Source organism: Planctomycetia bacterium (assembly GCA_021413845.1).
Taxonomy (GTDB): Bacteria; Planctomycetota; Planctomycetia; order Pirellulales; family PNKZ01; genus PNKZ01.
This window is the reverse complement of sequence record JAIOPP010000138.1, coordinates 1-10,013: the sequence shown is the minus strand read 5'-3', so window position 1 is coordinate 10,013 and position 10,013 is coordinate 1. Positions and strand designations below refer to the sequence as shown.

The window sequence follows — 10,013 nt, the reverse complement described above, 5'->3', positions numbered from 1 at the left end:
CGAAACATCACGGCCGCCGGACCCTGCTTTACGAACGGCGCAAAGATCGATGACAACATCGCTTAACTCCGAGACGATGCCCCGAAGAAAAGTCTCGCAACCCCTCGTGAAAAAGCAACCCCGCTAGCTTCACAACCCTGGCATGACTGCCCCCGCTCGCCTCAAACAGTCGAGCGCGTCGTTTATATCCACACGTCCGACGTCGAATCGCCGGCGGGGAAACGCATCTCGTGGGCTCGCGCCGGGCCGTGGGGTTCTTTGCCGAAGTCGAGATGGAAATTCTCGTTGAGCTTCAGGCCCCCCTGCTCCGTGTCGGCGTCGAGTTGCAGCATGAGCGAGCCTTGCTTGGCGATGTCGGGATAAAACTGATTGTCCCAACTGCTGAACAGCGAGTCGGTCACGTAGAGCCGCTTGCCGTCGAGGCTCAGTTGCAGCATTTGCGGCCCGCCGGAAGTTTTGCGGCCACGAATCGTCGGCGCGTTGCCGATCACTCCGCCGATCCAGACTTGTCCCGTCAGCTTAGGCTTGGCAGGGTCGCGAATATCGTATTGGCGAATGTCGCCGTGCAGCCAATTCGAGAAGTAAAGCCAACGATCGTCGAGCGAGACGACGAGATCGCTGATCAGGCCCGGCACCGGGAAGTCCCAACCCTTCGTCTCTTTCCCGGCAACTTCGATTACCTTCTCGGCCTGCCATTCGTCGCCCTTCTTGAAGAAGTGCCACATCACGCTCGAAAGGGCCGCGCCCACGTAAGCATGGGCGCTCTCGGGGTTGTGATGAAAACGGACTTCGAGCGGGATCAATCCCTGCGGGCCGAGGTCGATGCTCTTCGCGATCTTGCGCTTCGTCCAATCCCAGAAGTGAACATGGTGCCCATACTTGCCGGCCTTCACGTCGTCGAGCTTGAAGCCGGGGCGCGTGGTGCTCGGCGCGGCCCATTCGCTGCTCACCATCACGTTGTGGCGCGGCTGATACCAAAAATCGTAGTTGTAGTTCATGCCTGCGAGATCGGCCTCCCAACGACCGGCGATTTCGAACTTGTCGTCGAGCAAGAGAAACCCGCCCGGGCCGGCAAGCTGATCGTCGCCGAGCATTGAGATCATGATCCGACCGTCGGCAAGGCAATGCACGGTATGCGGCGCGGTCAGCTTCGTCTTACGAACGATCTGGTCGGGCTCAATGACCTTGTGCAGCTTCGGCTGCTTCGGATCCTGCGTATCGATGATATGAATCCGACCGGAGACGAGCCCGGGAACGACCAAGTAGCGGCGCGCGTGGTCGCCGTGGCAACTGCCGCAAGCGTTCCAACCGAAGTGATGCAGCTCGTCGCCGACGTTCGGCATCGGCAGCCGGTGGATGATCTGCGAATAAGTCTTCGACGCGGGATCGAGATCGACGGTCGCGAGATAATCCGGTTTATCAATCCCTGTGCCTGCATACACGCCGACCACGTACATCAGCGTTTCGCGCGGCGACTTCATCGCCTCGGCGGGAGAAGCGAAAGTGCGAGAGGCGCCCGGTTGCTCTCCCAGCAGATGCGGAGGGAGCCAAGAGACGGAACCAGCGGCGGCAGCCGCGGCCAAGAATCGACGACGATCCATGAGAAGCTCCTTCTTGAGGAATCGCGACGCAACGACGGCGGAACCTTCCGCCAAGGCATCATGATATCGCTACCGATCCGTGCTTTCCACTTTCGAAGTCAAACTCATCGCATGCTCATACTCGGCAGGCACACGAAGCAGGGCTCGCAGGCCTCACGTCTTGAACACGAAGTACACCGCGCCGCACATGCACATGCCGGCCCAGAGATAATTGAGCCTGAGCGGCTCTTTTAAGTAGAACAGTGCGAACGGAATGAAGACCGTGAGCGTGATGACTTCTTGGATGATCTTGAGCTGGCCGACGCTCAGCTGCGTGTGGCCGATCCGGTTCGCCGGGACTTGCGCGAGATACTCGAACAGCGCGACGCTCCAACTCACCAGCGCCGCGACGTACCACGGCTTGGCGGCAAGCTCTTTGAGATGGCCGTACCAGGCGAACGTCATAAAGACGTTCGACACGATCAAGAGCCCGACGGTTTGCCAGAGGACGGGGATGCGGTCGACGAACATGCGAGCTACTCCGTGAGACTTTCGGGATCGAGCGTGCCGCACCGTAACGGCGAGCGACGGCGCACGCGAACGAGGGAGCATTTTAGCGACAATCGACCGGGGCGCAGAGCGGCTTTAATTCCGGCGCGGCTCGTCGCGGAGAATCGGCTCGAGCTCTTCGACGAACTCGCGCACGTCTTTGAATTCGCGATAGACGCTCGCGAACCGCACGTAGGCGATCTGGTCGAGCTTGCTGAGGTGGCGCATCACGAGCTCGCCGAGGTCGTTGCTCACGACTTCGCCCTCGTAAGTCTTATAGACTTCGTTCTCGATCGCCGTGACGACACGTTCGATATCGTCCGGGGCGATCGGCCGTTTCCAGCAGGCTTTTTCGAGCCCCCGCTTGATCTTCTCGCGCTCGAACGGGACCCGATTGCCGTCTTTCTTGACGACCCTGAGCGACATTTCTTCGACGCGCTCGTAGGTGGTGAAGCGCCGTTTGCAGGCCAAGCATTCACGCCGCCGACGTATCGCGAGGCCGTCTTGGCTGGTGCGAGAATCGATGACTCGGTCGTTGTCGACGCGGCAGAAAGGGCAAATCATAGGTCTTACTATAACCGACGACCGACGCGGTGAGAATCAGCAGCCGGCAGCGACGGGGCTGCAAACCGCTCGGCGATCCACGATCCGCACACCGACTCCGACTCGCCGAGCACCGGCATGCTAAACTCTTTTAAGCTTTCCAGCCATGTGAAAGCCGATCTTCGTGAAAGCGGGAGGTGCGGCGTGCGGCTCGCAACGATTGTACTGTGCGGCATCTTGGCGACGGCGTTCATCGCTCCGCCGGCGGCTCTGGGAGCCGGAAAGCTCCTGCTGCGGGTCGTCGACGCGGCGTCGAATCAACCGGTTCCTTTTCGCTTACACCTGAAGAACGAGAAAGGAATCGCCGTCAAAGTGCCGAAGCTCCCGTTTTGGCACGACCATGTCGTCGTGCCGGGAACGGTGCAGCTCGAGCTCTTTCGCGGCAACTATTTCTTCGAGATCGATCACGGCCCCGAATACCAAACGGCCAACGGCTACTTCACGATCAACGACGGCGCCGACGACGAAAAGACCGTAACGCTGAAACGGATCGTCGACATGGGAGCCGGCGATTGGTGGGCCGGCGATCTCGACATTCGCCGCCCACAGCGCGAAGTCGAGCTGGCGATGCAAGCCGACGAATTGCACATCGCTCCCCTCACGACCTGGACGAATCGCCGCAACGATTGGGCGAAGACGAAGCTGCCGAAACAGATCGTAGCGACGTTCGATCGGAACCGGTTCTACCAGCTCATGGCCGGCCTCGACGACCGAAACGGCGGGCCGCTCGCGCTCTTGAACCTGCCGGAACCGCTGCCGCTAAGTGGCGGAGCGGGCACCGAGGGGCAACCGCTATTGCCGCTAATGCCGCAGTTGGGCGAACTCAAATCTCAGCACAAGGCGCTCTGGGTCGACGTCGCCCATCCCGGGGCGTGGGACTTACCGATCTTGCTCGCCCAGGGAAAGGTCGACAGCTATCGCGTCCTGGCCTCATTTCTGCAACGCGACAAAGTCGACACCGCGTGGCAGGGGCGGCCGTTCGACAAGTCGATCTATCGCGGCTACGCCGGCCCGGCTCGATTTGCCCAAGACGTTTACTTCCACATGCTCAACGTCGGCCTGCGCGTGGTCCCCTCAGCCGGCTCCGGCTCGGGCACGGTTGGCAATCCCGCCGGCTACAATCGAACGTACGTGTGGGTCGAAAAGGATTCGCTCAGCTACGACGCTTGGTGGGAAAGTTTCAAGGCAGGAATGGTCGTCGTGACGAACGGCCCGTTGATTCAGCCTCGGGCCGACGGCAAGAAGCCTGGCGCGGTGTTCACCGGACCAGCGGGCGCGCCGGTAACGCTGGAGATGGCAATGGATCTCGCGACGCGCGACCGGATCGCCTACGTCGAGGTAATTCAAAACGGCAAAATCTTACATAATGTGCCCCTTCGCGATTGGGCGAAGGAGGGAGGCCGGTTTCCGACAACCGTGTTTCACGAAAGCGGCTGGTGCCTGATTCGAGCACAATGCGAGAACGAGACCACATATCGAGCCGCGTTGACCGCGCCGTGGTACGTGGAGATCGACGGCAAGACCCGCGTAAGCCGCAACTCGGCACAATTCTTCCTCGACTGGCTTGAAGAACGAGCCGCGCAGCTGAAGCTCACGGACGCGAAAGAACGGCAAGTAGCGGACACGCAAATCGCCGAAGCGCGATCGTTCTGGCGCAAGCTCGTAGACGGAGCGAACGCGCCGTAAACCGGCTACTGAGCCGAAGCGATTTCTACGAATGCGGCGTAGGAATTCGGCAAAGGAATCGGCTCCCCCTCGATGCGTAGCCCATCGAGATGAAACTCGATCGCATCGCGCATATTGCTCTCGCACTCATTTCGAGTCGCACCCGTGGAAACACATCCGGGCAGATCGGGAGAGTAAGCCGAGAATCCGGTATCGGTCGGTTCTAAAACGATGAGATACTTCATCTAAGACCCGCTTGCTTGAGGATGCTATTCATCGTTCCTGGCGACAGGTCGTCGTTCGGCTTTCCCGGAATAGTAACAAGCCCGCGTTTGATCGCATGATTAAATTGTCGATGGCTGCCGCGTGTTCTTACATGAACCCAACCATCGGCTTCAATCAACTTGATCGCATCGCGGACCTTCATGCCGAGCCTTTCGATATACCCCAGGCCCGAAATAAATTTATCTACTCAGTCCAAACCCGGCGTTCGCGTGAGCTGGGGATTTTCATCAGCTTGCGGTACTTCGTTACCGTGCGACGGGCGACCGTGATGCCGCGCTTGCCGAGTTCGGCTACGAGGTCGTCGTCGCTCAGCGGGCGTTGCTTGTCTTCCTTGTCGATCACGTCGCGGAGCTGGATGCGAACCGTGTCCCAGGCCATTTCTTCGCCGTCGGCCGTCGTCGTGCCGCCGGCGAAGAAGCGCTTGAGCGGGAAGATGCCGCGCGGCGTTTGGATCCATTTATCGTCGACGGCGCGGGAGACCGTCGTGACGTGGACGCCGACCTTATCGGCGATCTGCTGCATCTTGAGCGGCTCGAGAAACTCAGGGCCTTTGTTGAGAAACTCGGTTTGATGGTCGACGATCGCCTGCGAGACGCGCGTGAGCGTGCTGCGGCGTTGTTCGATCGATTCGATGAGCCATTGGGCGGCGTTGAGCTTCCGCTTGATCCACTCTTTTTCTTGATCGGTGACGCCGCGCTCGAGCATCTTGCGGTAGTAGCTCGAGATGTGCAGGTTCGGCACCCGGCCGTCTTCGAGGCGAATCGAATACTTGCCGTGCTCGTCGACGTCGAGGAATACATCCGGCGTGACGGTCGGGGCATGCACCTCGGTGAACATCGCGCCCGGCTTCGGGTTGAGCTTCCGCAGCTCATGGATGATTTCGTGGATCATCTCGATCGAGTAGCCGGTCTTCTTCTGGATCGCCGGCAGGCGGTTGTGCTCGAAGTCTTCCAGATGGTTCGCGATCATCACGCGCATCTGCTCGTAGAGGTGAACGCCCGGCAGCAATTGCAGCAGCAGGCATTCCTTCAAATTGCGGGCCCCGATGCCGGGCGGGTCGAGCTTCTGAATGACGCCGAGAGCCTTCTGCGCGAGCGCAATTTCGGCGGAGCCCATCGAGAGATCGATCAGGTCTTCGAGTCGGCCGGCGAGGTAGCCGTTCTTATCGAGGTTGTAGATGATCCGCTCGGCCATCTGGCGCGTCGGCTCGTCGAGGTCGTACCAGCCGAGTTGCTCGATGAGATAATCGGACAACGTCGGCGGCTTCGACTCCATATTCGCGATCGCGTCGTGGCGACGATCGTCTTCTTCGGCCATCCGGTTGCTCGACATCCGGGGGCGCTCGTCGAAGTCTTGCGACCAATCGTCGCCGAGATTTTCGAGCCGCTCGAAGTCGTCGGCGTTGTTCTTCGACTCGTCGACGACGAGTTCTTTTTCTTCCGAAGTCTTCGCGTCGCTATCTTCGCGCTCGACCGATTCGTCCGGAAGGTCCGGATCGTTTTCCTGCATCTCGAGGATGGGATTCTCTTGCAACTCTTGCTCGATCCGTTCTTCCAAGGCTTGGATCGGCAACTGCAGGATTTCCATCGACTGAATCATGCGCGGCGCCAGAATTTGCTTCTGGACCTGACGCATTTCCTGGCCGAAGGAGAGACGCATGGCGAAGGGTGCTTTAAAAACGATGGAGACGGAACCGGAACGCTGCTGCTAAATGTTTTTTACTACGAAGCGAATGAGTCGATGGTCAAAACTTTTGCCGGCCGCTCAGGGCATCGGCGAGAATCTCTTTGTTAGCGAATTCTAGCACGCTGCCCGTCGTTAAGCCCCGAGCGAGACGCGTTATCTGGATCGGAAAGTCGGCTAGGCGGTGGGAGATGTATAGCGCCGTGCCGTCTCCTTCGAGCGTCGGATTCGTCGCCATAATCACTTCCTTCGTTGCTCCTTCTCGAACCCGTTCGACCAACCGGTCGATCGTCAGTTGATCCGGCCCAACCCCTTCGAGCGGTGCGATCCGACCGAGCAGCACGTGGTAGAGTCCGCGAAAACTTCCCGCCTGCTCGAGCGCGATGAGGTCGCGAGGCTGCTCGACCACGCAGAGCTGCGAGCGGTCGCGGCGCGCGTCTTGGCAGATCGTGCAGGTCTCCTCTTCCGACAAGTTGAAACAGTTCACGCAGTAACGAACGTTTTCCTTCACTGCTCGAATCGCCTCGGCGAGCCCCATCGCTTCAGTCTTGTGGACGCGAAGCACATGGTAGGTCAATCGCTCGGCCGTCTTCTTGCCGATGCCCGGCAGCTTGTTGAACTCCTCGATCAAGCGCGTAACCGACTGGGCGATTTGACTCAAAAACCCGAACTCCGTTGAAAACTACGCGACGACGAAACGGATGTGCTCGTCGCATGCGTTCTTATTTGGTTTCCTACCGACCGCTGCCGTGCTGTTCGCTAGCCGTACGGTTCGCTACTGGTCTTTATCTTCTTCCAGCCGGATCAGCCGCGCGTCGAAAAGCTCCAAGGCTTGGCGGACGAACGGCTGCTGTGTCTTCTCTCTGAGCTTCTCGTGTTGCGTCGGACCTCGGGGGGCGTCCTTCTTCGTTTCCGCCCCGCCCCGGTCCTCTAGCAAAACGCATTCCAAACGGAGCGGTCGACCGACCGATTTCGTCATCGCCTCGTTGATACGCGATACCGAATCAGGTCGCTCGCACTGAACCTTAGACAGATTGTATTTTTTAGGGAACGACGCGACCAGCCGATTCGGCACGAAAAATGCCAGGGTCTCGCATTTCTCGGCATGGTCTCCAAGCATATTGCGGAACTCGTCGATCATCCGGTCCCAGGCCTTGCGGAGGTCGGCCGACGTCGGATGCGGAAGCGCAACTTCCGATGGTTTGGAAGTTTGCGAAACGCCGGAAGGGGCCTGGATCGGGGCGGAAGCGGGCTCTATTTGGGCAGCGTGAGCTTGGCCGTTCGAGCGTTCGGCCGGCTTCGCCTCCACTGGTTTCGGAGACGGCAAGGACGGAGCCGGCGCCTCGGAAACCGGTGCGATTACCGACTCAACGTTTTTTTTTAGCGCTTCATTATCTTCTGGGGAAGACGGGGGGGATTGCCGTCCGGAAATTCCTGAATTTCCCAACTGTCCAGCTACCGGAGTCGGGCGTGGTCCGGGAGCAACCACCATGCCGCCGGCCCCGCCGGTCGACAACTGCGCGATGAGCGTTCCCAGATCGTCGAGGTCGTCGAGGCAGCAGATTCGTACTAGCGCGATCTCGACCAACGTCCGGCTCGCCGTCGACTGCTTAAGCCGGCCGGCCGCCTGCTCGACGATCTGCAACATCGCCAACAGCGTATGCACGCCGATCTGCGGCCCGGCCTTCGCGACGTCGATCGCTCGGCTGGGCGTCACGTAAAGAAACGACGTCGATGGGCAGCCGACGGCCGCCGCCAAGAGATCGCGCAAGTAACCGAGCAGTTGATCGAGCATCTGCCCGACTTCGACCCCCTGCCGCACCGCGCCGTCGAGTTCGGCCAGCGCACCGGCGGCGTTGCGCGACATGAGACACTCGACGAGCTTCGTCAGTCGGGCATCGGTCGCGATGCCTAAGAGCCGCTGGACGTCGTCGGTCGTCACTCGCTTGCCGCCGGCGGCGAGAATTTGCTCCAGCAACGACTGGCTATCGCGCATCGAACCGGCCGCCCGCCGCGCCAACAGCTCCAACGCCTCGGCTTCGACTTCGACTCCTTCGATCTCCGTAATCTGCCGCAAGCGCTCGGCGATCATCGAGGTTTCGACCCCCGCGAAGTCGAAACGCTGACAGCGCGAGAGGATCGTGATCGGGATTTTTTCCGGCTCGGTCGTGCAGAACATAAACTTCACATGCTCCGGCGGTTCTTCGAGCGTCTTCAACAAAGCGTTGAAAGCGTCGCGCGAGAGCATGTGGACTTCGTCGATGATGTAGATCTTGAACCGAGCCCGACTCGGCCGGACGTTCACGTTCTGGCGGAGTTGACGAATGTCGTCGATACCGCGGTTGCTCGCCCCGTCGATCTCGATGACGTCGACATCGTCGCCCGAGGTGATGCTGCGGCAAATGTCGCACTCGTTGCACGGCGTATCGGTCGGGCCTTGCTCGCAATTGAGCGCCTTGGCGAAGATCCGTGCGGTCGATGTCTTGCCGACTCCACGCGCGCCGGTGAAGAGGTAGGCATGGCCGACGCGATGCGAGTGGATCGCACCCGACAGGGCTTGTGCGACGTGCTGCTGGCCGACGAGCTCGGCAAAAGCTTGCGGGCGATAGCGCCTCGCGACGACGACGTATTCGCCGGCGGGGGCCGCTGCGGCGGCGCGGTCGGCGGATTCAGGGTCGGTTTCGGGGAGCAAGTCGGACATTTTGAAATCGCGTAAGGGAAAAACGCGTCGGGAGACGAAAGCGGCAGGTGGCGTGCCCCGCTTCTCCCCCTTCGTCCGAAAACATCTTAGCGGCCGTTGATCTTAGCGGCTCGCGTGAGCAGCTTTATCGGGAACGGCCCCCGGCGAGAGACCCACCGCACATGAGGCTGACCGCTTATGGCTGCTGGATTTCTCCCCTGACCAGGTTCACAGGTCCCCATTGCGGGGGCCTCTCGCAGGAGGCCGTTCGTCGTTGCCGACAGGAGTAGTTGTAACTGGCCGAAGGGGCGGCGTCAAAAGGGGCAGGCTGGAAATGACGAATGTCGAAGCTCGAAAGACGAAAGAATGACGAAGCCGGAAGGACGAAAGGCTTTTCGATGCGTGGAAGCCCCCTTCGAGCTTCGTCATTCGTGCTTCTTTCGTCCTTCGGATTTCGACATTCATGCTTCCGCAGGCCGGGCGGTTGTCGCTGGTCGGGGGCGTTGCGATACTTGCAGTGGAGCCCGAGCCCAGGCGAGTGCGAGAAACGTCATGACCGTGAAACAGCGTTTGAAGAAGCAGTTGCTCACCGCGCGAGACTATAGCCGGTCGCTGCTCACCGATATCGCGACTCCCGAGCAGTGGACGCACCAAGTGCATCCGAACGCGAATCACGCCCTGTGGTTCGCCGGGCACATGGCGACCGCCGACAACTTCTTTTTGTCGACCTTGGCTCCGGAGAAAGTCGTGCGACGGCCGGAATTCGATCAGGCGTTCGGCACCGGCTCCCGCCCGACGAACAACCCGGCCGACTATCCGGAACCGGCGAAAGTGCTCGACGTGATGAACGAACGTCGTACGGCGTTGCTCGAAGTACTCGACGCGATGGACGAGCAGGACCTAGAGAAACCGCTGCCGAAAGGGGCCCCGGAGTTCCTGCCCGACTTCGGCTCGGTATTCGAGATGGC

At 60.3% G+C, this 10,013-nt stretch carries 10 protein-coding genes and 1 other RNA gene; 2 read left to right on the top strand and 9 right to left on the bottom strand.

The features are described from left to right. Positions 1 to 182: 182 nt before the first annotated feature. The 3 genes from K8U03_23565 to nrdR form a co-directional block, all read right to left on the bottom strand. On the bottom strand, positions 183 to 1,601 hold the full coding sequence (locus tag K8U03_23565) for a selenium-binding family protein (protein ID MCE9607874.1): 1,419 nt from the start codon (positions 1,599 to 1,601) through the stop codon (positions 183 to 185). Between the two features lie 153 nt (positions 1,602 to 1,754). Then, positions 1,755 to 2,111, bottom strand: coding sequence for a DMT family protein (locus K8U03_23560; GenBank protein ID MCE9607873.1), 357 nt, complete (start codon positions 2,109 to 2,111; stop codon positions 1,755 to 1,757). Positions 2,112 to 2,225: 114 nt separating this feature from the next. After that, complete coding sequence (gene nrdR, locus K8U03_23555; GenBank protein MCE9607872.1) at positions 2,226 to 2,693, bottom strand: transcriptional regulator NrdR; 468 nt, start codon at positions 2,691 to 2,693, stop codon at positions 2,226 to 2,228. 117 nt (positions 2,694 to 2,810) lie between these two features. On the opposite strand from nrdR, the gene K8U03_23550 reads away from it, so the two are divergent. Continuing rightward, entirely contained in the window at positions 2,811 to 4,418 is a 1,608-nt protein-coding gene (locus tag K8U03_23550) for a hypothetical protein (GenBank protein MCE9607871.1), read from the top strand. Between the two features lie 5 nt (positions 4,419 to 4,423). Here K8U03_23550 and K8U03_23545 read toward each other — a convergent pair whose 3' ends face one another. The 6 genes from K8U03_23545 to ffs all read right to left on the bottom strand — a co-directional run bounded on the left by K8U03_23545 (position 4,424) and on the right by ffs (position 9,304). Further along, complete coding sequence (locus K8U03_23545; GenBank protein MCE9607870.1) at positions 4,424 to 4,642, bottom strand: type II toxin-antitoxin system HicB family antitoxin; 219 nt, start codon at positions 4,640 to 4,642, stop codon at positions 4,424 to 4,426. Then, the gene (locus K8U03_23540; protein MCE9607869.1) at positions 4,639 to 4,824 is read right to left on the bottom strand and encodes a type II toxin-antitoxin system HicA family toxin; all 186 of its coding nucleotides are present in this window, start codon (positions 4,822 to 4,824) and stop codon (positions 4,639 to 4,641) included. Before K8U03_23540 ends, K8U03_23545 begins: the two co-directional genes overlap by 4 nt. Before the next feature lie 41 nt (positions 4,825 to 4,865). Next, positions 4,866 to 6,341 (bottom strand): RNA polymerase factor sigma-54, encoded by a 1,476-nt coding sequence (gene rpoN, locus K8U03_23535; GenBank protein ID MCE9607868.1) that lies wholly within the window; start codon positions 6,339 to 6,341, stop codon positions 4,866 to 4,868. 85 nt (positions 6,342 to 6,426) lie between these two features. Next, on the bottom strand, positions 6,427 to 7,026 hold the full coding sequence (gene recR, locus K8U03_23530; protein MCE9607867.1) for a recombination mediator RecR: 600 nt from the start codon (positions 7,024 to 7,026) through the stop codon (positions 6,427 to 6,429). A 114-nt stretch (positions 7,027 to 7,140) separates the two neighbouring features. Continuing rightward, positions 7,141 to 9,066 (bottom strand): DNA polymerase III subunit gamma/tau, encoded by a 1,926-nt coding sequence (dnaX, locus tag K8U03_23525; protein MCE9607866.1) that lies wholly within the window; start codon positions 9,064 to 9,066, stop codon positions 7,141 to 7,143. A 139-nt stretch (positions 9,067 to 9,205) separates the two neighbouring features. Next, positions 9,206 to 9,304: signal recognition particle sRNA small type (gene ffs, locus K8U03_23520), an RNA gene on the bottom strand. A gap of 293 nt (positions 9,305 to 9,597) precedes the next feature. Between ffs and K8U03_23515 the strand changes: the two genes are divergently transcribed. Next, a partial coding sequence (locus K8U03_23515; protein ID MCE9607865.1) for a DinB family protein occupies positions 9,598 to 10,013 on the top strand: 416 nt, incomplete at its 3' end.

Bases quoted from the DNA above. Each gene is read 5' to 3' on its own strand.
- rpoN (MCE9607868.1), bottom strand. From the start codon at position 6,341: ATGCGTCTCTCCTTCGGCCAGGAAATGCGTCAGGTCCAGAAGCAAATT.
- K8U03_23545 (MCE9607870.1), bottom strand. From the start codon at position 4,642: ATGAAGTATCTCATCGTTTTAGAACCGACCGATACCGGATTCTCGGCT.
- K8U03_23565 (MCE9607874.1), bottom strand. From the start codon at position 1,601: ATGGATCGTCGTCGATTCTTGGCCGCGGCTGCCGCCGCTGGTTCCGTC.
- K8U03_23560 (MCE9607873.1), bottom strand. From the start codon at position 2,111: ATGTTCGTCGACCGCATCCCCGTCCTCTGGCAAACCGTCGGGCTCTTG.
- K8U03_23540 (MCE9607869.1), bottom strand. From the start codon at position 4,824: ATGAAGGTCCGCGATGCGATCAAGTTGATTGAAGCCGATGGTTGGGTT.
- dnaX (MCE9607866.1), bottom strand. From the start codon at position 9,066: ATGTCCGACTTGCTCCCCGAAACCGACCCTGAATCCGCCGACCGCGCC.
- nrdR (MCE9607872.1), bottom strand. From the start codon at position 2,693: ATGATTTGCCCTTTCTGCCGCGTCGACAACGACCGAGTCATCGATTCT.
- K8U03_23550 (MCE9607871.1), top strand. From the start codon at position 2,811: ATGCTAAACTCTTTTAAGCTTTCCAGCCATGTGAAAGCCGATCTTCGT.